The 23551-nt window shown below is 52.2% G+C and carries 22 protein-coding genes; 9 read left to right on the plus strand and 13 right to left on the minus strand.

Annotated elements, in window-relative coordinates; genetic code table 11:
• Positions 1 to 515: 515 nt before the first annotated feature.
• Positions 516 to 1043 carry a helix-turn-helix transcriptional regulator gene (locus USH94_RS17685; RefSeq protein ID WP_111965960.1) on the minus strand — a complete coding sequence of 176 codons (528 nt, stop codon included), beginning with the start codon at positions 1041 to 1043 and terminating at the stop codon, positions 516 to 518.
• A gap of 978 nt (positions 1044 to 2021) precedes the next feature.
• On the opposite strand from USH94_RS17685, the gene fabI reads away from it, so the two are divergent.
• The 4 genes from fabI to pdeR all read left to right on the plus strand — a co-directional run bounded on the left by fabI (position 2022) and on the right by pdeR (position 8288).
• Complete coding sequence (gene fabI / locus USH94_RS17690; RefSeq protein ID WP_003856831.1) at positions 2022 to 2810, plus strand: enoyl-ACP reductase FabI; 789 nt, start codon at positions 2022 to 2024, stop codon at positions 2808 to 2810.
• Between the two features lie 154 nt (positions 2811 to 2964).
• Positions 2965 to 3951, plus strand: coding sequence for a CMD domain-containing protein (locus USH94_RS17695; RefSeq protein WP_111965959.1), 987 nt, complete (start codon positions 2965 to 2967; stop codon positions 3949 to 3951).
• A gap of 88 nt (positions 3952 to 4039) precedes the next feature.
• A complete protein-coding gene (locus USH94_RS17700) occupies positions 4040 to 5974 on the plus strand; it encodes an exoribonuclease II (protein ID WP_111965958.1) in 1935 nt (644 codons plus the stop codon).
• A gap of 322 nt (positions 5975 to 6296) precedes the next feature.
• Positions 6297 to 8288 (plus strand): cyclic di-GMP phosphodiesterase, encoded by a 1992-nt coding sequence (gene pdeR, locus USH94_RS17705; RefSeq protein WP_111965957.1) that lies wholly within the window; start codon positions 6297 to 6299, stop codon positions 8286 to 8288.
• On the opposite strand, the gene USH94_RS17710 is transcribed toward pdeR, so the two are convergent.
• Complete coding sequence (locus USH94_RS17710; protein ID WP_111965956.1) at positions 8285 to 9154, minus strand: crotonase/enoyl-CoA hydratase family protein; 870 nt, start codon at positions 9152 to 9154, stop codon at positions 8285 to 8287. The two genes, pdeR and USH94_RS17710, sit on opposite strands and share 4 nt — an antisense overlap.
• 193 nt (positions 9155 to 9347) lie before the next feature.
• Here USH94_RS17710 and USH94_RS17715 point away from each other — a divergent pair, with 193 nt between their 5' ends.
• The 3 genes from USH94_RS17715 (at position 9348) to osmB (ending at position 10808) form a co-directional block, all read left to right on the plus strand.
• Positions 9348 to 9530 carry a hypothetical protein gene (locus USH94_RS17715; RefSeq protein WP_111965955.1) on the plus strand — a complete coding sequence of 61 codons (183 nt, stop codon included), beginning with the start codon at positions 9348 to 9350 and terminating at the stop codon, positions 9528 to 9530.
• Positions 9531 to 9573: 43 nt separating this feature from the next.
• On the plus strand, positions 9574 to 10326 hold the full coding sequence (locus USH94_RS17720) for a DNA-binding transcriptional regulator YciT (protein ID WP_111965954.1): 753 nt from the start codon (positions 9574 to 9576) through the stop codon (positions 10324 to 10326).
• Between the two features lie 263 nt (positions 10327 to 10589).
• The gene (osmB, locus tag USH94_RS17725) at positions 10590 to 10808 is read left to right on the plus strand and encodes an osmotically-inducible lipoprotein OsmB (RefSeq protein WP_008501216.1); all 219 of its coding nucleotides are present in this window, start codon (positions 10590 to 10592) and stop codon (positions 10806 to 10808) included.
• Between the two features lie 105 nt (positions 10809 to 10913).
• Here osmB and yciH read toward each other — a convergent pair whose 3' ends face one another.
• From yciH to pgpB, 5 genes are all read right to left on the minus strand, one after another.
• Positions 10914 to 11240, minus strand: coding sequence for a stress response translation initiation inhibitor YciH (gene yciH, locus USH94_RS17730; RefSeq protein ID WP_111965953.1), 327 nt, complete (start codon positions 11238 to 11240; stop codon positions 10914 to 10916).
• Positions 11240 to 11977, minus strand: coding sequence for an orotidine-5'-phosphate decarboxylase (pyrF, locus tag USH94_RS17735; RefSeq protein ID WP_023335943.1), 738 nt, complete (start codon positions 11975 to 11977; stop codon positions 11240 to 11242). The genes yciH and pyrF overlap by 1 nt, the downstream gene beginning before the upstream one ends.
• A 185-nt stretch (positions 11978 to 12162) precedes the next feature.
• A complete protein-coding gene (gene lapB, locus USH94_RS17740) occupies positions 12163 to 13332 on the minus strand; it encodes a lipopolysaccharide assembly protein LapB (RefSeq protein WP_111965952.1) in 1170 nt (389 codons plus the stop codon).
• A gap of 6 nt (positions 13333 to 13338) precedes the next feature.
• Positions 13339 to 13647, minus strand: coding sequence for a LapA family protein (locus USH94_RS17745; RefSeq protein ID WP_023312067.1), 309 nt, complete (start codon positions 13645 to 13647; stop codon positions 13339 to 13341).
• 148 nt (positions 13648 to 13795) lie between these two features.
• On the minus strand, positions 13796 to 14563 hold the full coding sequence (gene pgpB, locus USH94_RS17750) for a phosphatidylglycerophosphatase B (RefSeq protein ID WP_111965963.1): 768 nt from the start codon (positions 14561 to 14563) through the stop codon (positions 13796 to 13798).
• 197 nt (positions 14564 to 14760) lie between these two features.
• Between pgpB and ribA the strand changes: the two genes are divergently transcribed.
• Positions 14761 to 15351 (plus strand): GTP cyclohydrolase II, encoded by a 591-nt coding sequence (gene ribA / locus USH94_RS17755; protein WP_008501210.1) that lies wholly within the window; start codon positions 14761 to 14763, stop codon positions 15349 to 15351.
• Between the two features lie 37 nt (positions 15352 to 15388).
• Here the strand turns inward: ribA and acnA are convergent, their stop codons facing one another.
• The 6 genes from acnA to topA all read right to left on the minus strand — a co-directional run bounded on the left by acnA (position 15389) and on the right by topA (position 22874).
• Positions 15389 to 18064, minus strand: coding sequence for an aconitate hydratase AcnA (gene acnA, locus USH94_RS17760; protein WP_111965950.1), 2676 nt, complete (start codon positions 18062 to 18064; stop codon positions 15389 to 15391).
• Between the two features lie 161 nt (positions 18065 to 18225).
• Entirely contained in the window at positions 18226 to 18324 is a 99-nt protein-coding gene (ymiC, locus tag USH94_RS17765) for a small membrane protein YmiC (RefSeq protein WP_032623144.1), read from the minus strand.
• A 138-nt stretch (positions 18325 to 18462) separates the two neighbouring features.
• Complete coding sequence (locus USH94_RS17770) at positions 18463 to 18633, minus strand: hypothetical protein (protein ID WP_181574058.1); 171 nt, start codon at positions 18631 to 18633, stop codon at positions 18463 to 18465.
• A gap of 2 nt (positions 18634 to 18635) precedes the next feature.
• Complete coding sequence (locus USH94_RS17775; protein WP_213327741.1) at positions 18636 to 18776, minus strand: YmiA family putative membrane protein; 141 nt, start codon at positions 18774 to 18776, stop codon at positions 18636 to 18638.
• A gap of 338 nt (positions 18777 to 19114) precedes the next feature.
• Positions 19115 to 20089 (minus strand): HTH-type transcriptional regulator CysB, encoded by a 975-nt coding sequence (gene cysB, locus USH94_RS17780; RefSeq protein WP_008502814.1) that lies wholly within the window; start codon positions 20087 to 20089, stop codon positions 19115 to 19117.
• 187 nt (positions 20090 to 20276) lie between these two features.
• A complete protein-coding gene (topA, locus tag USH94_RS17785) occupies positions 20277 to 22874 on the minus strand; it encodes a type I DNA topoisomerase (RefSeq protein ID WP_111965949.1) in 2598 nt (865 codons plus the stop codon).
• A gap of 399 nt (positions 22875 to 23273) precedes the next feature.
• On the opposite strand from topA, the gene USH94_RS17790 reads away from it, so the two are divergent.
• Complete coding sequence (locus USH94_RS17790; RefSeq protein WP_003856804.1) at positions 23274 to 23525, plus strand: YciN family protein; 252 nt, start codon at positions 23274 to 23276, stop codon at positions 23523 to 23525.
• Positions 23526 to 23551: the final 26 nt, after the last annotated feature.

Genomic DNA, 23551 nt, shown 5'->3' on the forward strand with positions numbered 1-23551 from the left:
AATACACACTTAGAATACTAAATAGTAAGAATGATGGGTTGCAATATTGACGACTAGCGTTTTTCATTCATCATAGCCAATTTTATTAAACTATTCTTATATTTTACACCTGCATCCGATTTTTTCACATCAAATATATCGTCCAGAAATGGATAACACCCCCATAAATACTCACTTGTGAAATACAAAGAATGCCAGGCGTAGAATGTTTACAAGCGTCATAAACACATTTCGATTTATATAACCCACTAAAAATCGCCACAGGAAATATGCACTTCGGTCGAACAACGTTGCGAAGTACGCCGCAGTTTTTTGATATATACCATTAGAAAGTAACCCGTCACAGAACAATTTAGAGTAGCCGTTCCTGACCTGGGCATCCATGTGTTCTTTGTCACAGCAGGAATTAGGATTATGTGTGATAATTCTAATCTCGCAGGTTTAGAATGTCATCACACAACCGACTAGCCGAACTAAACGAACTCCATTACCTTGCGAACTGCATTTCTTAAAACTTAACGACCAAGATTATTACTAAACTCTCGGTCCAGGAAAAGCAGAAACTCTTTTCCAGAGCGCAGGTTAAGTTTAGCCGCAGCACTCGCCGTTTGTTGATACACCGTTTTTTCACTTAAACCAATTCTGCGCGCTATGTTTTTAATCGAGTTTCTCGAACTGTAGTATTGAGCAAACAAACGCTCGCTATCAGTCAGCGCTACCAGTCTTCTACACTCGTAAATACGCTCCAGCACAGCCTTTAGGCTATAACCAGTATGCATTTGATTCTTCAATACTGTGAGCGGTGAATCAAGAGAAATGACATTCAAAGGAAATAATATCTTTGAGCCAATATCATCCCCCACCAATAGAATTCGGCGACAAGATACCAAATCCCTGGAGTATATTTCGTATAATATATCTATAAGTGCATTGAAAGATTCAGTATCAATTACACAGGTATCTTCTGTTAAATTAAGCTCATCGTAAACAGAGTGAAGCGCAAGTCGCAGGAAATTATTTTTCGTAAGTACAACCAATGCCATAAAGTTTCACCACACCCAACCAGCACAAAAATATTGCGTGAATTTGCAAAAAGAATAACCTTTAGTATAAAAACAGCCTTATACACTTTAAAAATCATTGCGATACCAATATACCAGGCCACATCATTTATTCGTCATACTGTTTTTAGCGCCAGAAATAAGGAGGTGTCCGTTATATTGCTGCTATGTATCAAATATTGATCTTACCCGACCTTAAAATGAACACTGTATTTCTGCTAAAATCACTTCGTGAGCAACACAATATTAAGATAAAATATTTCCCTGCATCTTATTGATGCTGAAAGGAGTTCACCCGTCACCTGCAAACAAAATTTATACCTGAAGGAACTAAAACATAATGGCCCATAGACCCGCCGAGAATATACGTTCATGTACGTTAATGACAGGGCGAAATTTGTTTATAAATAGACATTATGTTATTCGCTGATTCAGGAGCAAAACAAATACTTAACAAATGTAGCGCGCCGTTACCCCCAATCAATACACCAGAGATGGCTATTACGTAGAGTCCCTAATGAGGAGGTGATGGTCTGCTGTTCGTGAAACACATCAGAATTGGCCACGCTTTCCCTCTGGTTGGATGAGGCGAATCTAAAGCCCAATGATATACTGGACGGATGCTGGAGCTTACAGCCTTTTTTACTACTACATACAGGCGAGAATTCCAGCAGCCAATATTACTACTCACTTTGCCACGGCACGCAAAGCTACGGGGCTACTCCGGGAAATGCCCCACCGCCCTCCATGAGCTTCGCGTTTGTCTGTCCGGCTAGATGCGAAACAACGTGATGATGAGTTCGCCCGGGCATACGTCTCGCGAGAAGTGCGAGAAATATCGTGACACAAGGGGCTGTGAGTGGGCTATAATTTCGAGCTAATTTCGAATGATTTTGAAATACCGCCTGTAACGCTATGAATTACATGGCAAAATAAGCAATGAATATAAGGATTAAAGCTATGGGTTTTCTTTCCGGTAAGCGCATTCTGGTGACTGGCGTTGCCAGCAAACTGTCCATCGCATACGGCATCGCTCAGGCAATGCATCGCGAAGGCGCTGAGCTGGCGTTCACCTACCAGAACGACAAGCTGAAAGGCCGTGTTGAAGAGTTTGCCGCGCAGCTGGGTTCCAGCATTGTTCTGGAATGTGACGTTGCACAAGACGAAAGCATCGACGGGATGTTTGCTGAACTGGCAAAAGCATGGCCGAAATTCGACGGTTTTGTTCACTCCATCGGCTTCGCTCCTGGCGACCAGCTTGACGGCGACTACGTGAACGCGGTTACCCGTGATGGCTTCAAAATCGCTCACGACATCAGCTCCTACAGCTTCGTTGCGATGGCAAAATCATGCCGTGCGATGCTGAACCCGGGCGCAGCTCTTCTGACTCTGTCCTACCTTGGCGCTGAACGTGCTATCCCTAACTACAACGTTATGGGTCTGGCGAAAGCATCTCTGGAAGCGAACGTACGCTACATGGCGAACGCAATGGGTCCTGAAGGTGTACGCGTTAACGCCATCTCTGCAGGTCCTATCCGCACCCTGGCAGCTTCCGGTATTAAAGATTTCCGTAAAATGCTGGCTCACTGCGAAGCGGTTACCCCGATTCGTCGTACTGTTACCATTGAAGATGTTGGTAACTCTGCAGCATTCCTGTGCTCTGATCTTTCCGCGGGTATTTCCGGCGAAGTGGTTCACGTTGACGGCGGCTTCAACATCGCTGCAATGAACGAGCTGGAAATCAAATAAGCTGTGACTCTCTTCCCGCACGGGAAGAGAGTATTTCCCCCCGCGTCACCCCTTCGTTATTCCGTTCTGCTATTTGTTATCACCTAACAATATTTTTCCCTTTATCTGCCTTAAGCCAGGATATTGATCGCCATTTTGAGATCAAGGAACGCACATGGAACAACGCCGTTTTTCCGGCAAAGGCCACTGGTATCACGAGACCCAGTCAAACCACGCGCAGACGGATGTTCTGCCCCTGGTGCCCGAAGCCGCTAACGTCGACGATCGTTTTTTGCTCGATTTAGCCTTGCCTGATGAGATTGTCGCCGCCTGTTCTGGCTGGCTTGCTCCTGCCAGAGCCTTATGCCACCAGCTGTTTCCGCTCTCGATTCCCGTGAACCGCCTGCATACGCTCAGCGCCTACGATCGGCTCAGTACCGCGCTAACCGTCGCACAGGCCTGCGGCGTTCAGCGGCTCTGTAACCACTATGCCGCCCTCCTCGCTCCGCTTCCCGGCCCGGACTCCTCGCGCGAAAGCAACCGACGTCTGGCGCAAATTACGCAGTATGCCCGCCAGCTTTCCAGCTCTCCTGATGTGATCGATGATAAAGCCCGCAACCAGCTTGACGAGGTGGGCCTGTCCACGTACGACATCGTGGTAATTAACCAGATTATCGGCTTTATCGGTTTTCAGGCGCGCGTGGTCGCAATTTTTCAGGCCCTGCTGGGACATCCTGTTCGCTGGTTGCCGGGACATCATATTCAGCCGCACACGCTCCCCGCGAGCCACGATGCGTGGACGCCGCTTTTACCTGTCGTTGAGCTGCGCTATGCGAATGCGCATCAGCTTGAGTCCTTGTCCCGCTGGCAGGCTGAACCCGCGCTTCAGGCGTTGACGCCGGTTCTTTGTCATGAGCCGACGCTGCTCGATCTGACCGGCGAAATCCTGTTAAACACTCGCGAAGAGATCCTGCTGACGTCCACCTCACTTTCAGCGGCGCTCGAACTGCTGACACGCTCTCCGGACCGCTTCAGCGCCGCGCAGTTTACCCCGATCACGGATCAAGGGCTCACGGGCGAACAAGCCATCAAGCTGCTTACCCGGAGTGCATTTGATGGCTGGCTTAATCGTCTGAAAGTCGCGTTTGGTAAAGAGGAATAACCACACTCATTACCCAAAGACCGCTTGCTGAGACAGTGAGAATCGCGTAAAACTGTCAGCCGCTCAATGGCTACGAAAATAGAACATTATGTTTCAGGACAACCCGCTGCTAGCGCAGCTTAAACAGCAACTGCATTCCCAGACGCCGCGTGCAGAAGGGGTCGTAAAAGCCACGGAAAAGGGCTTTGGCTTCCTTGAGGTTGACGCGCAGAAAAGCTACTTCATTCCGCCTCCGCAGATGAAGAAAGTGATGCATGGCGATCGCGTCATGGCCGTCATTCATACCGAGAAGGACCGCGAGTCTGCCGAGCCGGAAGAACTGATCGAACCGTTCCTAACCCGTTTTGTGGGTAAGGTACAGAGAAAAGACGATCGTCTTTCTATCGTGCCGGATCATCCCCTGCTGAAAGATGCTATTCCCTGCCGCGCCGCCCGTGGCGTTGAGCACGATTTTAAAGAAGGTGACTGGGCCGTAGCAGAAATGCGCCGTCATCCTCTGAAAGGCGATCGTGGTTTTTATGCTGAACTGACCCAGTTCATCACCTTTGGCGCCGACCATTTCGTACCATGGTGGGTCACGCTGGCACGCCACAATCTTGAAAAAGAAGCGCCGAACGGCGTGGCAACCGAGATGCAGGATGAGGGTCTGACCCGTCGAAATCTCACCGCTCTGGAGTTTGTCACCATCGACAGCGCCAGCACAGAAGATATGGATGACGCGCTGTACGCTGAAGAGAGCGCCGATGGCAAACTGCACCTGACCGTTGCCATTGCCGATCCCACCGCCTGGATTGCCGAAGGCAGCAAGCTGGATGACGCGGCGAAAATCCGTGCGTTCACCAACTACCTGCCGGGCTTCAATATTCCGATGCTGCCGCGCGAATTGTCAGACGATCTCTGCTCGCTGCGTCCAAATGAAGTGCGCCCGGTCCTTGCCTGCCGCATGACTATCGCCGCAGATGGCGCGATTGAAGACGATATCGAGTTCTTCGCCGCCACTATCGAATCGAAAGCCAAGCTTGCCTACGATAACGTCTCAGACTGGCTGGAAAATACCGGTAGCTGGAAACCTGAATCAGACGCCATTGCCGCGCAGATCCGTCTGCTGCATCGCATCTGTCTCAACCGCGGCGAGTGGCGTAAAACTCACGCGCTGGTGTTCAAAGACCGCCCGGATTATCGCTTTGTTCTGGGCGAGAAAGGCGAAGTGCTGGACATCGTGGCCGAACCGCGACGCATTGCAAACCGCATCGTTGAAGAGGCGATGATTTCCGCCAACATCTGTGCCGCACGCGTGCTGCGCGACAAACTGGGCTTTGGCATTTACAACGTTCACACCGGGTTTGACCCGGCGAATACCGAAGCGCTGGCGGCCCTGCTGAAGAATCACGATGTGCACGTTGATCCGGAAGAAGTGCTGACGCTGCCGGGCTTCTGCAAGCTTCGCCGCGAACTGGACGCGCAGCCGTCAGGTTTCCTGGACAGCCGCATTCGTCGCTTCCAGTCCTTCGCTGAAATCAGCACCGAGCCTGGGCCGCACTTTGGTCTTGGCCTTGAAGCTTACGCCACCTGGACATCGCCGATCCGTAAGTATGGCGATATGGTTAACCACCGTCTGCTGAAAGCGATTATCAAAGGTGAAACCATTGCCCGTCCTGAGGAGGACACCACGCAGCAGATGGCCGATCGTCGCCGTCTGAACCGCATGGCGGAACGTGACGTCGGGGACTGGCTGTACGCACGCTTCCTGCAGGATAAAGCAGGTACGGATACCCGTTTTGCCGCAGAGATCATCGATATCAGCCGTGGGGGGATGCGCGTCCGTCTGGTCGATAACGGCGCTGTCGCGTTTATTCCTGCGCCATTCCTGCATGCGGTTCGCGACGAAATGGTCTGTAGTCAGGAAAACGGTACCGTGCAAATTAAAGGTGAAACAGTTTACAAAGTCACCGACGTGATTGACGTTAATATCGCCGAAGTTCGCATGGAAACCCGCAGTATTATCGCGCGTCCTGTCGCCTGATAACCGCTTACATTGTCGGTCTTTTCGTTTCGGAAGGGCCGACAATTTTTATTTTAATCCTCGCCACAAAATCATTATTTTTCCTTACTATTTTCAGTATCCCTTCGCCTAAAACCGCCATAATTATCTACAGTAAAAGAGTGTTGTTATATTCGGTTGCATGAATTTTTATACGCTCAGTATCCTTTTTAACCTGACTCGTTTTATTATAAGAAAGCAGGGAAAAACAACAGGTTCACTTCGGTTTTGCCGCTGTTTCTCAACGGAAAAGTCGACAACAAATGAATAATTTGTGCGCTAATGAACAGCTGCGGGAGAAAACATGATGGACGATCTGGAGCAGAATTTGCTGTTTCGCTACATGGGGACTCACAGCCCGTGGTGGCGCTTATCAGCTGACAGCAACGCTCTGCACCTTTCCACCAGCGAAAATGCCGATGTCACTCAGGTCGTGGCGCTGGACGATGAACAGGCCGATCTCATCCGTCATTTAACCGTTATTACCTCCAGCATTTCCATGTCGCTCTCCCTGTACGGAGAAGATGTCCCGGTTCATCTTGTGGGTCGTAAAATTACCCGTAACGAGTGGGCCGGAACCGCTTCCGCCTGGAACGATACGCCCTCCGTGGCACGCGATCTGGCTCAAGGGCTCTCTTTTGCGGAACAGGTTGTCTCTGAGGCCAACTCCGTCATTGTTATTCTCGATCGGCACGGCAATATCCAGCGTTTTAACCGGCTTAGCGAAGAGTATACCGGCCTGAAAGAGCAAGAGGTGATTGGCCAGAACGTGTTTAAGCTGTTTATGAGCCGCAGCGAAGCGGCCGCTTCAAAGCGCAATATTACCGGTTTTTTTCGCAACGGCAGCTCCTACGAAGTCGAACGCTGGATCAAAACGCGTAAAGGGCAGCGGCTGTTTCTGTTCAGAAACAAATTCGTTCACAGCGGCAGCGGTAAAAATGAAATTTTCCTTATCTGTTCCGGGACAGATATTACCGAGGAACGCCGCGCTCAGGAGCGGCTGCGCGTGCTGGCCAATACCGATACCATCACCGGCTTGCCAAACCGCAATGCGATCCACGATCTGATTTCTGACGCCATCGTCAACCGCGGCGACACGCAGGTAGGCGTGGTGTATCTCGATCTGGATAACTTTAAAAAGGTCAACGACGCTTACGGGCATATGTTTGGCGATCAGCTGTTACAGGCTGTCGCCCTCGCCATTTTGAGCTGTCTGGATGAGGAACAGGTGCTGGCGCGACTGGGCGGTGATGAGTTTATCGTCATGGCCACCAATACCTCACAGGGCTCTCTGGAGGCGATGGCGTCGCGCATTTTAACCCGTCTGCGCCAGCCGTTCCGAATCGGTCTGATTGAGATTTATACCGGCTGCTCTCTGGGTATCGCCCTCGCCCCGCAGCATGGTAGCGACCGGGAAAGCGTCATTCGTAACGCCGATACCGCCATGTACACCGCCAAAGAGAACGGCCGGGGCAAGTTCTGCGTCTTCTCACCCGAGATGAACCAGCGCGTATTTGAGTATCTCTGGCTCGATACCAACCTGCGTAAAGCACTGGATAACGATCAGCTTCTAATCCACTATCAGCCCAAAATAACCTGGCGTGGGGAAGTCAGAAGCCTTGAAGCACTGGTCCGCTGGCAATCACCAGAACGCGGCCTGATCCCGCCGCTGGAGTTTATCTCTTATGCCGAGGAGTCGGGGCTGATTGTGCCGCTGGGCCGCTGGGTGATGCTTGATGTGGTTCGCCAGGTGGCGAAATGGCGCGATAAGGGAATTAACCTGCGCGTGGCGGTGAACGTCTCTGCACGACAGCTGGCCGACCAGACTATCTTCAGCGACTTAAAGCAGGCGCTGAAGGATCTGAATTTTGAATACTGCCCTGTCGACGTTGAGTTGACCGAAAGCTGTCTTATCGAGAACGAAGAGCTGGCGCTGTCCGTGATCCAGCAGTTCAGCAGACTCGGGGCGCAAATTCATCTGGATGATTTTGGCACCGGCTACTCTTCTCTTTCGCAGCTCGCCCGCTTCCCTATCGACGCCATTAAACTCGATCAATCCTTTGTCAGGGACATTCATAAGCAGTCCATTTCACAGTCACTGGTGCGCGCTATCGTCGCGGTGGCGCAGGCGTTAAATCTTCAGGTGATTGCCGAAGGTGTGGAAAATGCAAAAGAAGACGCCTTTCTGACCAAGAACGGCGTCAACGAACGGCAGGGTTTTCTGTTTGCTAAGCCTATGCCCGCTGCCGCATTCGAGCGATGGCTAAAACGATATCAAGCGCGAAATCAACGTTAACTGGCTTTACGCAGACCCGCCGCATGATGGCGGTTTTGCAGCGTGACCAGACGCTCCATGTAGGCGATATCTTTCGGCTCCAGGCAGAAAGCAGCATCCACCCAGTCTTCGGTTATGTCCATCAGTTCACTGCGAGGCAATTGTAGAACGCGGGTACGGGCGCGCAGCATCGCCCTTACGCCGTTCAGTTTTGGCCGCAGCGTATCGATGAAAGTTCGGGTGGAGACATAGCTTTGTCCGGGTTCAAACAGAACATCCACCAGCCCATGCTGTTCGTACCATTCAGCCGTATGGGATTCCCCTTTGTAGATGAGTTCTTCCGCCAGCTTCATGCCCGAACGGCGTGCGACCAGGGAATATCCCCCCATGCCCGGAAACAGATTGAAGGCAATCTCCGGGAAACCTAAACGGGCATCGCGCTGAGCCAGGGCGAAATGGTGCGCCAGAGCGGCCTCAAAACCGCCTCCTAGAGCACTGCCTTCGACCATTGCCAGAGTGATGGCTCCCGTATCAAACCCCCGTGAGGCCGCATGGACGCAATCAACGCAGGCGCGCGCGTACGCCCGCAACGCTTCCCGACGTCCGTTCTGAATGCACTCGACGAAGAACTGTAAGTCACCGCCCACATTGTACATCTCCGGAACCAGCGATCCGGTTACCCAAAAATCAACCGCAAAACCAGACTGGCGAACCAGCCATGAAAAGTTCATGATCTCCTCAATTAACGCATGGTTAAAGCAAGGTCGCGGCTGAGCCCGCAGCATCATCCAGACGGTGTGACGCTCCGCCTCGTAATAACCCGACAGCTGAGTGAACCGTTCAGTATCGGTAAACAGTGTACAGGTAGGCTGATTGATAACTGTCATAGTCTAATTCCTCTTATAAAAAAGCGCCTTGCGCGCAGTTTTAGACTAATCCACTCATTAAGCCTGCTGCATGAGGGGGAATAAATTTATCACTTACGTTTATGTAATTTAGTTATTGCATTTTTTCCCTTCTCTTTTGACCCTAATTTCTGCATCATTGAAAATATTAACTTTTCGCGCCTGGAGTGAGATTATGTCGACTATTGACGCACAAGCTGTAGCACAACGAATTGATACCGTGCTGGATATCCTGGTGGCAGGCGATTATCACTCTGCTATCCGTAATCTCGAGATCCTGAAGTCTGAACTTCTCGCTCAGAATGGCGCTGACAATACGCCTGAAAACGGACAGCCAAAAGCGCCGTGGGAAGTTTAACCCCACTGTCTCCGACCTCGTTTCGCTTTATTAAATGGATGCTATGAATTCCCGACAACAACTCATTTTGCAGATGGTCATCGATCAGGGACGCGTAAGCGTAGTCGATCTCGCTAAAACCACTGGCGTTTCTGAAGTCACCATCCGTCAGGATCTTAATCTGCTGGAAAAACAGAGCTATCTGCGTCGTGCGCACGGATATGCTGTCCCGCTGGACAGTGATGACGTTGAGACGCGCATGATGAACAACTACGCGCTCAAACGTGAACTGGCGGAATTTGCCGCGTCCCTGGTGAACAACGGCGAGACCGTCTTTATTGAAAACGGCAGCAGTAATGCCCTTCTGGCGCGCACGCTTGCCGATCAAAAAGACGTGACCATCATCACCGTCAGCAGCTATATCGCGCATTTGCTCAAAGAGACGCGCTGCGAGGTGATACTGCTCGGCGGAATTTACCAGAAAAAAAGCGAAAGCATGGTAGGCCCGCTGACCCGTCAGTATGTCCAGCAGGTTCATTTCAGCAAGGCATTTATCGGGATTGACGGCTGGCAACCAGAGACAGGTTTTACCGGCCGGGATATGATGCGCTCTGACGTGGTGAATGCGGTGCTGGAAAAAGAGTGTGAAGCCATTGTGCTGACCGACAGCTCTAAATTTGGCGCCGTTCACCCTTACACGATGGGCCCCGTTTCACGCTTTAGCCGCGTGATTACCGACGAGCGGTTGAGCGACGCGCACCGTATTAAACTGGAAGACAGTGGTCTGATCGTCAATATTATTAAAACCAGCGCCTGACTCCCCTCCGCGCCCGAACTTCGGGCGCATACGCCCTTCTTTCTCTGAGATGATTCTTAACCCTGCTTTAAGAGTTTTTACCTGTTTAACCTGCATTAAAGTCGTAAAATTACTGTTAGCGATATAACAGGAAGTGACTATCACCTGCGTGATGAAGTAACGCCTGCGCGACCAGCTTTCACGGGAAAAAGAATTAAGTATTCGATTCGTCTATACTTAATGCGCACATCTTTCCGTGAATCGATAATTCAGGAGAAAGTATTATGACCTTAACCAGCAAAAAATTAGCCGCCGCTGTTCTGGCAATCACTGTAGCAATGTCCCTGAGCGCGTGCTCTAACTGGTCTAAACGCGACCGTAACACCGCTATTGGTGCAGGTGCCGGTGCTCTCGGTGGTGCAGTATTAACGGATGGTAGTACGCTGGGTACATTAGGTGGCGCTGCCGTCGGTGGTATTATCGGTCACCAGGTTGGCAAATAATAACTATCCAAGCCTTCCCCGGTAATGCGATATTTAAACGCATTTCAGGTCTAACATACGCACGTATATAACACGAGCCACGGCATTTGCCGTGGCTCATTTATTTTAGCCGCCTGCCAGTTTGACTTTCATACCTTTGGCTTCCAGCAGAGATTTAATTAAATCACGTTTATCACCCTGGATTTCAATAATGCCGTCTTTCACGGCACCGCCGCAGCCACATTTCTTTTTCAGATCGGCAGCCAGCGCTGTCAGTTCAGCATCATCAAGGTCAATGCCGGAGATTAGACAAACCCCTTTTCCTTTTCGTCCACTGGTCTGGCGCTGGATCCGAACGATGCCGTCCCCCTTTGGACGTTCCACTTTCGCTTTCGGTTCGTCAATACGCCCGCTATCGGTTGAATAGACCAGGCGGCTGTTGGAATCGGTCATTACGCCCCCTTCTTCAGCGATGCGTTAATAGCCTTAAGCGTCTCAGCCGGGTTTGCAGACTGCGTCACCGGACGCCCAATGACCATGTAGTCAACGCCTGCAGCCAGCGCCTGCTCAGGCGTCATAATGCGGCGCTGATCGCCCACGTCGCTGCCTGCAGGACGGATACCCGGCGTGACCAGTTTAAAATCCTTGCCCAGCGCTGATTTGAAACGTACCGCTTCCTGCGCGGAGCAGACGACGCCATCCAGGCCGCAATGCTGGGTCAGACGCGCGAGACGTTCGGCATGTTCGGCGGGTGACAACGTCACTCCCAGGTCGCGTAAATCGTTTTCGTCCATACTGGTCAGCACGGTGACCGCAATCAGCAACGGTGCATCTTTACCGAACGGCAGGAGCGCCTCACGGGCAGCGGTCATCATTCTTGCCCCACCCGACGCGTGGACATTAACCATCCATACACCCAGTTCTGCGGCTGCGGCAACCGCGTGCGCCGTGGTATTCGGGATATCATGGAATTTCAGATCGAGGAAAACGTCAAAGCCGCGCTGCTGCAGATCGCGAACGATTTGCGGTCCAAACAGCGTGAACATCTCTTTGCCAACTTTCAGACGGCAGTCGCGAGGGTCAATGCCGTCGACAAACGCGAGTGCAGCGTCACGCTTATTGTAATCAAGCGCAACAACAACAGGAGAATCCGTAATTACTCGGGAAGTGGAGGATGTAACAGACGTCATGACCAGCCCTTTTCGTCTATGGGCGCGCAGCGGCGCGGAACAGATAAACGGCCAGCATTCTACCTGCCGTCGTCGCAAATTGACAGAATCCATTTATTTCCCTGACAGGCCAGCAAACCGCACGGTGTTGAGAAACCGTAAAACGCCATCAGTATGTTGTAACTAAAATGAAGGCTTTTAAAAAATTACTGCCCGTCCAGGCCACGGATTGGCTTGATAGTGGACCAGGCGCGGCAGGAAGGACAGTGCCAATAGAGCGTATACGCGGTAAAACCACACTTCTGACAACGATAGCGTGGCTTGCTGCGCACCTGCTCGCCAACCATGTCGCGCAGCACCATCAGGCTCTCTTTGGCGCGCCCTTCTTCCGCGTCGTTAAGGTGGTAATCCATCAGCTTATGGAAGACCCGCATGGTCGGATGACGCTGCAGCTGACGCGTAATGTAAACCTGCGCAGTGTCGCTTCCTTCATACTGTTCAACGACGTCTGAGAGCATCAGTTCAGCGGTGGCACCGGTGTTCTCTTCCACGCAGCGACGCAGGAATGCTACCCACTCTTCCTGCTTATCCAACTGCTGATAGCAGGTTTGCAGCATTTCCAGCGTTTCACTGACCAGCTCTTTGTCCTGGTCGATCACCCGCAGCAGGCTTTCAACGGCTTTGGCGTAGTCGCCATTCGCCATAAAGACACGCCCCATCATGATGGAGATTCGCGCGCTGTTGCGATCCGCAGCGGCACCTTTCTTCAGTAACGCCATGGCTTTGTCCATGTCGTCATTGCCCATCTGCTGAAGCGCAAGCTCACAGTAGAAATGGGCTATCTCAACGCGCTGCTTATCTTTCCCCAGCTTCACCAGACGTTCAGCCGTATCAATGGCTTTCTGCCAGTCGCTGGTGGCCTGATAAATCTGCAGGAGCTGCTGCAGCGCGCCGATGCGGAAATCTGTTTCATCCACCAGTTGGGAGAACATATCTTCAGCGCGATCGTACAACCCCGCGGCCATGTAATCCCGCCCCAGCTGTTGCACTGCAAGTAGACGTTGATCGTAGGTCAGAGAGGCGCTTTCCATCAGCGTCTGGTGAATACGAATGGCGCGGTCAACCTCGCCGCGCGAGCGGAACAGGTTTCCAAGGGTGAGATGCGCTTCAACCGTCCCGGTATCCTCTTTCAGCATATCGAGGAACAGGTCTACCGCTTTGTCCTGCTGATTGCTCAGGAGGAAGTTTACCCCCGCAACGTAGTCGCGGGAGAGCCGATTGGCCTCATCCTGTTTTGTTTGTTGCGCACTTCTGCGGCCCATATACCAGCCATAGGCTGCGGCTACAGGCAAAAGCAGAAACAACAACTCCAGCATAGTCGATTATTCCTTCACGACCGGCACACCAGAGCTTTCCGGGATGTCAGACGCAGGGGCAATGTTATTTTCAAGTCGCTTAATTTTACGTTCAGCGCGCGCAAGCGAAACACGGACTTTCAGCCAGAACAGACCGCAAACCAGCCAGCCAATGGCAAAGCCGGCAGCAAATAAGACCGCCAGCAGGCTCGAGACGCGATACTCACCCTGAGCCAGCAGATAGTTAAACGTCACCTGCTGATCGTTTTGTGCACCCAACGTGACTGAAATGACAAAAATCGCCAATACCAGTAAGAAAATGAGTAAATATTTCACATTACTTCCCGTTATGTGGTTCAAGCGAATAAAGTGTGTTCAATTCACCGCAATCAGCCTTATAAACTACCATTTTAGCGACGAGCGCGAAACGGAAAAAGTGACGCGCAGGTCATGGATCTATGGGCAAAATACGGAATATCAACCGTCAGGCGTCGGTTTGGTCCCTTTCGGCTATTTCTGCTTTCTCTTCTGGCGGCGGCGTTAGCGGGCCGCAGAATCGTTCAGTGAGCCAGGTCGCCAGCACGATCAGCAACCATGAGATGAGCGTGGCGACGACCAGGTCGCGCGGCCAGTGCATCCCCAGCAGCAAGCGGCTTCCCATAACCCCCGTCGCCCAGACCAGTAAAATCGCGATCGAAATCGTTCGACGCCTAGGCCAAAGCAGCCCAACCCCCAGCAACGCCCAGCTGGCCGCAAACATGGTGTGACCAGAAGGAAACGCGAACCCCGTCTCTTTCTGCCAGTGTTTACGCAAGAATTTCGGGATATCCTGCTGTTCCGCAAGCTGTTCTTTTACCAGCGCGCCACGATCTTTACGCTTTAAATTGTAGAACTCATCCACCGGAACATGATGGGTTTTTTCCAGCCAGACGACAAAAGGACGCGGCTCCTGAACGCGATCTTTCACCCAGGACTTCACCCCCTGACCGACAATGATAGCGCCACCGAGGATAGCAAAGAGCATCAGTGCTGCGCGCAGGCGAAAGCGCAGGCACCACAGAAACCAGGCGCAGAGGAGTACGTGGGTAATTATTCCCCATGGCTGGGTGACCGTTTCCGTTATCCAGTATAAGGTTTTCAGCCACATGGCATTATGCCCGGGCTGCCACATCCAGCCTGAAAGCCATACGGTCAGAGGCATAATCAGTAAAATGGCCGCACCTGCTGCCGTACGTCTGGCGATTGAAAGCATGTCTTCTCCTTTTTCGCTAAGCGTCACAATCATAACTGAAATTAATCCTTTGGGTGGATATGTCGGATCGTGCGTTTAACGTTCATATAGCATGGTGCCCATTAGGCGAACCTGCTGAGCTTGTGGCAAAATGAACTGATACAGAAAGCAAAACAGGGCAAAGACACGAAACGTGTCAGCCTACTCTGGAGAATCACATGCAGCTTAAACGTGTGGCAGAAGCCAAACTGCCAACCCCATGGGGCGATTTCCTGATGGTGGGTTTTGAAGAACTGGCAACCGGACAGGATCATGTCGCGCTGGTGTATGGCGACATTTCAGGGCAGACGCCGGTACTGTCCCGCGTCCATTCAGAGTGTCTCACCGGCGACGCGCTGTTCAGCCTGCGCTGTGATTGTGGTTTCCAGCTGGAAGCCGCCCTGTCCCATATTGCAGAAGAAGGCCGCGGCGTGCTGCTTTATCACCGTCAGGAAGGTCGTAATATTGGCCTGCTAAATAAAATTCGCGCCTACGCGCTTCAGGACCAGGGCTACGATACGGTTGAAGCAAACCATCAGCTCGGCTTTGCCGCTGACGAACGCGACTTCACCTTGTGCGCCGATATGTTCAAGCTGCTGGGCGTGGACGAAGTTCGCCTGCTGACCAATAACCCGAAAAAAGTGGAGATCCTGACCGAAGCGGGGATCAACATCGTCGAGCGTGTACCGCTGATTGTCGGCCGTAACCCGAAAAACGCACACTACCTTGATACCAAAGCCGCCAAAATGGGCCATCTGCTGAAAGAGTAATGCTAAAAAGCCCGGCACGCGTGCCGGGCTCGTTTCATCAATCCAGCATCTTACGAATCACATAATGTAAAATGCCGTCGTTCTGGTAATAGGTCAGCTCGGTTGCCGTATCTATACGGCACTGGCAATCCAGCACCTCGGTTTTCCCGTCTGCACGGGTTAACTTTACCGGCACCGTTTTACCCGGCTGCAGGCTTTGCAGACCGCTAATCTCAATCAGCTCTTCCCCGGTCAGGCCCAGCGTTTTACGCGTCACCCCCTGCGGGAACTCAAGCGGCAGGATCCCCATACCGATCAGATTCGAACGGTGAATACGTTCGAACGATTCGGCGATGACCACACGAACGCCAAGCAGACGCGGACCTTTCGCCGCCCAGTCGCGGCTGGAGCCGGAACCGTACTCTTTCCCGGCGATCACCGCCAACGGCGTACCTTCCTGCTGATATTTGACTGCCGCATCATAAATCGACACGACTTCCGTCCCCGGCAGATGACGGGTCATGCCCCCTTCCACGCCCGGTACCATTTCGTTACGAATGCGGATGTTGGCAAAGGTCCCGCGCATCATGACCTCATGGTTGCCACGACGCGATCCGTAGGAGTTAAAATCGCGACGCTCGACGCCCCGGCTCTGCAGGTAACGGCCCGCCGGGCTATCGGCTTTGATACTCCCCGCCGGAGAGATATGGTCCGTCGTGACGGAATCTCCCAGCATCGCCAGGATGCGCGCGCCGTGGATATCCTTAAGCGGTGCCGGCTCGGCGAGCATCTCATCAAAGAACGGCGACAGACGAATATAGGTCGAGTCATCCTGCCAGCCATAGGTATCCGAACCTGCAACGTTGATGGCTTTCCATTCCGGAGTGCCCTCAAAGACTTCCGCGTATTCTTTACGGAACATCTCGGTAGAAACCTTCTCAACGGCCAGCGCGATTTCACGCGATGATGGCCAGATATCTTTCAGATAGACAGGGTCATTCTTGCGATCGTGACCAATTGGATCGGTCGCCAGGTTGATATTCATGTTCCCTGCCAGGGCATAAGCCACAACCAGCGGCGGCGAGGCGAGCCAGTTGGTTTTCACCAGCGGGTGAATGCGCCCTTCAAAGTTACGGTTACCGGATAGAACGGCGCCTACCGTCAGGTCACCCTGTTTGATCGCCGTTTCAATGGGTTCAGGCAGCGGGCCGGAGTTACCAATACAGGTCGTACAGCCGTAGCCCACGAGGTTAAAGCCCAGTTCGTCAAGGTACGGCGTCAGTTTGGCCTGCGCCAGGTAATCAGATACCACTTTGGAACCCGGTGCCAGCGAGGCCTTGACCCATGGCTGAGGTTTTAGCCCAAGCTCTACCGCCTTTTTAGCCAACAAACCAGCCGCCATTAACACGCTTGGGTTCGAAGTGTTGGTGCAGGAGGTAATGGCTGCAATAACTACCGCGCCATCCGGGAGCTGATACTGATGTCCGTTCAGAACATAGTCTACGGGGCGATGGTCTTTCTGCGCCACGTTCACCTCCAGCGCATTGCTGGCGGCAAAGGCTTTTGGCACGTCACTCAGCGCAACCCGATCCTGCGGACGTTTCGGCCCGGCGAGGCTCGCCTCGACGCTTCCCATATCGAGTTCTAGCGTACTGGTGAAGACCGGTTCATCACCCGGGTTTCGCCACATGCCCTGCGCTTTGGTATAGGCCTCCACCAGCGCGACCTGCTCTTCGCTGCGCCCGCTAAGGCGCATGTATTCCAGCGTGACATCATCAATGGGGAAAAAGCCACAGGTTGCACCGTATTCCGGCGCCATATTGGCAATGGTGGCACGGTCGGCCAGCGGCAGCGAATCCAGACCATCACCGTAGAATTCTACAAACTTGCCCACCACACCATGCTTACGCAGCATCTGAGTGACGGTGAGCACCAGATCGGTGGCAGTAATGCCTTCAGACAGCTTACCGGTAAGCTTGAAGCCCACCACGTCAGGAATAAGCATGGACACCGGCTGGCCGAGCATGGCCGCTTCTGCTTCGATACCGCCGACGCCCCAGCCCAACACGCCCAAACCGTTAATCATAGTGGTATGGGAGTCCGTGCCCACCAGCGTGTCCGGATAGGCGACCCACTCTTTATCCTGCAACTCACTCCAGACGGCTTTCCCCAGATATTCAAGGTTAACCTGGTGACAAATCCCGGTACCCGGCGGGACCACGCTAAACCGGCTGAATGCCTGCTGCCCCCACTTCAGGAATACATACCGCTCGTGGTTACGTTCCATCTCGAGACGCACGTTCTCGCCAAAGGCGTCATCATCGCCAAAGCGGTCAACGGTTACGGAATGGTCAATGACAAGGTCTACAGGGGAAAGCGGATTCACTTTTGCCGTATCTCCGCCGAGACGCTTAACGGCCTCGCGCATCGCGGCTAAATCAACGACGGCAGGGACGCCGGTAAAGTCCTGCATCAGCACCCTGGCCGGGCGATAGGCGATTTCTCTGTCGGCATGGGCATTTTCAAGCCACCCTGCCAGCGCCTTGATATCATCGAGGGTGACAGAGTCACCGTCCTGCCAGCGCAAAAGATTTTCCAGTAAAACTTTCAATGACTTGGGTAAACGCGAAATGTCCCCAAGCGTTCTGGCAGCCAGCGGCAGGCTGTAGTAATGCCAGGTTTTATTTTCTGCCTGTAATGTGTCCTTACTGGCTTCGCGTAGGGTTAACGACATAAGCTCCTCCTTAATCACAGAGATGCCCCGACAATCATCAGGGCCGTAATTAAAGATAACACAAAGATGTCGTAACGTTTTGATAACAACCCAAATTGATAAATTTAGGATTGGTCCCGAACGGGAAAACAAAAAACCCCGCCGTAGCGAGGTTTTACAATTTAGTGGAGGGCCAACCAGATGAGCTGACTCCAGAACAGAATCGACACGGTAAAAACGCCGATCCATGACCAGTATTTGTGAGACGTCATGTTATTCATCATAGGGACACCAGGCATTATTTATAAAAAGTTCCGAGGTTTGTCCTCAGTGCTATATTGCTGATGTGTATTTATTAAAGAGTACAAAAGTGCAGAGTCGATATTCAGACTATTTGCATCATTACGCAATAAACTAAATTATTGTTTTTTGGGTTCGTCTTCTGCGAACACATCAATAAACGCCTGCTGCTGCGGCGTCAGTTTCCAGGACGCGGGTACAAGAGTCGCAGGTGCTTTACGCCCTCTGTGGCCGTTGTCACGATGCTGACACATCTGTTTTACCGAAGCTGTACGTACCGTCACTGCCATATTCAACCCCAATATTTCCAGGCCAGGAGAGCAACCACCACCCAAAACAGGGTAGAGACGAGAAAGACCGCCAGCCAGGCTTTACGCTTGAGCGCAGGATCCCTTTGCGGTTCTTCACTTCCTGAAGGCATTGCTAACCTCATACAATCGACATCGCTTATCATTTAGGACCAAACAATTGGTACAATTAATCATCTGTTGAGATAAATCCTAAAGAAACTTTAGCCGAAAAGCCAGTGAATTTACGCACCGGAAGGTATGAAATATTCATTCTTTTGACCAGAAATAAATAATTGAAAAGAAAAATTTGCGAAGGCGTTAATTAGTTTCTACTTTTGTCGTCAATTCACGACATTATAACCCTACTGATTAAATGGATAATGACATTATATGACAGGGGATACGCAGATGATGATAATTCTAATTTAGCTTTGAGGCGTTATTTCGGTATCTTTCCCTTAGGGAAAGATACCGGGTGTGATTATTTTTCGGGGAGTTTGATATCTTTAAACATCTCTTCAATATCTTCATTTGAGCGTAATGCAACGGCGGTATCAACAACGTCACGCGTTAAATGAGGGGCAAAGCGCTGAATAAAATCATACATATAGCTGCGCAGGAAGGTGCTGCGACGGAAGCCAATCTTAGTGGTGCTATGACTGAAAACATCGTGCGCATCAAGACGCACCAGATCAGGGTCTGACACCGGGTCCACCGCCATGCTGGCAATAACACCCACCCCCAGACCAAGCCGCACATAGGTCTTAATCACGTCGGCATCCGTCGCGGTAAAGACAATGCGTGGCGTTAACCCTGCCCGGTTAAAGGCCGTATCAAGCTCGGAGCGTCCGGTAAAGCCAAACGTATACGTCACCAGGGGATATTGGGCCAGCTCTTCGATAGTGACGGACCCTTTACCTGCCAGGGGGTGATCGGGGGTCACCACGATAGAACGGTTCCAGTGGTAGCACGGGAGCATCACCAGATCGTCATAGAGGTGAAGCGCTTCGGTGGCGATGGCGAAGTCTGCATTCCCCTTGGAAACGGCTTCAGCGATTTGCGTTGGCGACCCCTGGTGCATATGCAAAGAGACGCGAGGATAACGCTCTATAAAGCCTTTGATGACACCAGGTAACGCATAGCGCGCCTGAGTATGCGTCGTGGCAATATACAGCGAGCCTTTATCCGGCCAGGTATGCTCCCCGGCCACAGACTTGATCGCATCGACTTTAGAGAGGACTTCCCGCGCAATGCGAATGATTTCCTGCCCCGCAGGCGTCACCTGGGTAAGATGCTTACCGCTGCGGGCGAAGATCTGAATGCCTAACTCATCCTCCAGCATACGAACTTGTTTGCTGATGCCCGGTTGCGAGGTATATAACCCCTCGGCGGTAGAAGAGACGTTAAGGTTATGATTCACCACCTCAACGATATAACGAAGCTGCTGTAATTTCATGCCAGACCATCCGATTTAGCGCATGCGGTCAATCGCTTAAGACGATTTAATAATAAGAAATAGGTTAACTATAACCACTATATCATTTATAGCCTGACTGTATAGTACGGAACAAAAAATAATAACAAGGCAATAAAAAAGGGCCGGAAATCCGGCCCTTTTACAGGTAAGTTACGGTAAGGGAAGATTATTTCTTGCCTTCTACCCATTTGCCATCGACAAAGAAGGCTGACCATCCCGTCGCTTTACCCTCTTTCTCTGCCGCAACATACTGCTGCTTGGTTTTACGGCTAAAGCGCACCACGGTTTTGTTGCCTTCCGGATCCTGCTGTGGCGCATCGGCCAGATAACGCAGTTTCTCAGGCAGACGATCGCGGAAGCGATGCAGCTCTTCCACCAGCGGCGCGCGGGTTTCACGCGATTTCGGGAAGGTGTTGGCGGCCAGGAAGACACCCGCAGCGCCGTCACGCAGCACGAAGTACGCGTCGGATTTCTCACAAGGCAGCTCTGGCAGCGGAACCGGATCTTCCTTCGGCGGAGCCACTTCGCCGTTACGCAGAATTTTGCGCGTGTTTTTACAGTCGTCGTTGGTGCACGCCATGTACTTACCGAAACGCCCCATTTTAAGGTGCATTTCAGAACCGCACTTCTCACACTCCACAATCGGGCCGTCATAGCCCTTAATGCGGAACTCGCCCTCTTCGATCTCATATCCGTCACACGTTGGGTTATTACCGCAGACGTGCAGCTTGCGTTTTGGATCGATCAGGTAACTGTCCATTGCCGTGCCGCATTTCTTGCAGCGGCGTTTGGCACGCAGAGCATTCGTTTCCGCATCGTCACCTTCCAGCACGTTGAGAACTTCGTTCTCAGGCACCAGGTTGATGGTGGTTTTGCAGCGCTCTTTTGGCGACAGCGCATAGCCGGAGCAGCCAAGGAATACGCCCGTCGTGGCAGTACGGATCCCCATCTTGCGACCACAGGTTGGACAGTCGATGCTGGTCAGAACCATCTGGTTAGGCAGCATGCCGCCCTCTTCAGGGTCTTTCTCCGCTTTTTCAAGCTGGTCGGTAAAGTCGCTGAAGAAGCTGTCGAGTACCTTTTTCCATTCCGCCTGATGGCTGGCAACCTGGTCGAGGCTGTCTTCCATTTGCGCGGTGAAATCGTAATTCATCAGCTCGCGGAAGTTTGCTTCCAGACGGTCGGTGACGATCTCACCCATTTTTTCCGCATAGAAACGGCGGTTTTCAACGCGCACGTAGCCACGGTCCTGAATCGTCGAGATGATGGACGCGTAGGTCGAAGGACGACCAATACCGCGTTTTTCCAGCTCTTTCACCAGGGACGCTTCACTGAAGCGCGCAGGCGGCTTGGTGAAGTGCTGGGCTGGCACGAGGTCAACCAGCGAGAGTGCATCCCCTTTGTTCACCGCCGGCAGCGTTCGGTCTTCATCGCCTTTACGCAGCGCAGGCATCACTTTCGTCCAGCCGTCAAAACGCAGGATACGACCGCGAGCTTTAAGACGGAACTCACCCGCGCCTACGGTCAGCGTGGTGGAGTCGTACTGCGCTGGCGTCATCTGGCACGCCACGAACTGGCGCCAGATCAGCTGATACAGCTTCTGCGCGTCGGCTTCCATATCCTTAAGCGATTCAGCCAGGACAGAGACATCAGAAGGACGAATCGCTTCGTGCGCTTCCTGAGAGTTCTCTTTGCTGGCAAACTGATTAGCGCTTTCCGGCAGGTATTTCTTACCGAAGTTGTCGCTGATGTAGCCACGCACCATGTTGACCGCGTCCTGGCTCAGGTTGGTTGAGTCGGTACGCATGTAGGTGATGTAGCCCGCTTCATACAGACGCTGGGCCATCATCATGGTCTTCTTCACGCCGTAGCCCAGACGCGTGCTTGCAGCCTGTTGCAGGGTGGAGGTGATAAACGGCGCACCAGGCTTACTGCTGGTCGGTTTGTCTTCACGTTCCAGGACCTGATAGCGTGCCTTTTCAAGCAGCGCCACGGCGGCCATGGTCTGGTCGCGGTTTTCCGGACGGAAAGGCTTATCGTTCTGATGGCTTACCTGCAGCGGCAGAGCGTCACCGCCCGGCGTGGTCACATTGGCGTCAACTTCCCAGAACTCTTCCGGGACGAAGGCTTTAATCTCGCGCTCACGCTCAACGACCAGACGCACTGCGACGGATTGCACACGCCCTGCGGACAGGCCACGGGCAATCTTCTTCCACAGCAGTGGAGAAACCATGTAGCCCACAACGCGGTCCATAAAGCGACGTGCCTGCTGGGCGTTTACACGGTCAATATTCAGTTCGCCCGGCTTCTCAAACGCCTGACGAATCGCATTCTTCGTAATTTCGTTAAACACTACACGGCTGTAGCGTTTGTCATCACCACCAATCACTTCCCGCAGGTGCCACGCAATGGCTTCCCCTTCGCGGTCAAGGTCGGTTGCGAGATAGATGTGGTCTGCTTTTTCAGCAAGCTGCTTCAGCTCGTTAACGACTTTTTCTTTCCCTGGAAGCACTTCATATTGTGCATCCCAGTTATGCCATGGGTTAACACCCATGCGGTTGACAAGCGCGCTACGTTCATCCTTTTTAGGCTTTTTAGCCCCTTTGGTGGAGGTAGAGTCTGCGCTCTTTTTGCTGGCTGAGCCACTGGTCGGCAAATCGCGGATATGACCAACGCTGGACTTAACCACGTAGTCATTACCCAGATACTTATTGATCGTTTTGGCTTTTGCCGGGGACTCAACGATGACGAGAGCTTTACCCATATTCACCTTTACCTAATTTAATTCTTCCAGGAATACGCCGCACGTTGATTTCCCTTCCGCTGACGACGAGCCAATGATATTGCGACTGCGTCAGGAGATATCAACCCCTTTGTCTTACCGGGCGTTAAAGAAAAGACGCCCAGGTGATTGAGTTCTCGGGTATTTTTCTCACATCTCGTGTAATTCGTGACGAATTCCCGGTTGAATGTCAAGCAATTCTGTTGCCAGAATGACGAAAGCGCACACTCTACCTGATAAAATTCGTTACGCAACTTTATTAGCATGCAAAAGCAAATCCCGCCAGCCAGGCCCCTGCAGCTTATCCCCTCACATTACAGGGAAAATTTGCCCCCAAAGCGCCCCCGGCGTAGACTATTGTCACTGTTTAAGGAGTGGATTATGCAGAATACGACCCAACCTATTGACCGAGCCTCTCTGCTTATCGAAGCAAACAAGCTTATCCGTGACCATGAAGATACGCTGGCGGGTATTGAAGCCACCGGCGTAGAACAGCGTAATGGGGTGCTGGTTTTCAGCGGCGAATACTTCCTTGACGAACAGGGGTTGCCGACCCCGAAAAGCACCGCCGTGTTTAACATGTTTAAATATCTGGCGCATACGCTTTCAGAGAAATATCACCTGGTCGATTAATGCAAAACGCGAGGCATCTGCCTCGC

The organism is Enterobacter sp. 148H3, assembly GCF_034107425.1.
GTDB classification, from domain to species: domain Bacteria; phylum Pseudomonadota; class Gammaproteobacteria; order Enterobacterales; family Enterobacteriaceae; genus Enterobacter; species Enterobacter vonholyi.